The sequence below is a fragment of the Tritonibacter sp. SIMBA_163 genome, from assembly GCF_046535935.1.
Taxonomy (GTDB): Bacteria; Pseudomonadota; Alphaproteobacteria; order Rhodobacterales; family Rhodobacteraceae; genus Epibacterium; species Epibacterium scottomollicae.
This window is the reverse complement of record NZ_JAWJBP010001328.1, coordinates 1-236: the sequence shown is the minus strand read 5'-3', so window position 1 is coordinate 236 and position 236 is coordinate 1. Positions and strand designations below refer to the sequence as shown.

1 pseudogene is annotated in these 236 nt (G+C 72.0%); it reads left to right on the top strand.

Annotated features, from left to right (window positions below):
* Positions 1 to 236 (top strand): annotated as a pseudogene (locus R0J92_RS26615) (formate dehydrogenase subunit gamma); the annotation flags it as partial.

The window sequence follows — 236 nt, the reverse complement described above, 5'->3', positions numbered from 1 at the left end:
ATGACAGATTGGGCAGTGAGGCCACCGGCAACCCGGACGCGGCCGCCGCGATCAACGAGCACCTGGGCACCCTTGGTGGCCAGTCCGACCCGGAGCGGTGGCGGGCCTTGCGCTACAATTCTGCCGACATTCGCGTCTCGGCGGGCGGCGGACCGGCCACAGACCTCGTGCCGCGCCGCGGCATGAGCAGGCTGACCGTCCGCGCACGACCCGTGCGCCAGCATCGCGCGTGTCCG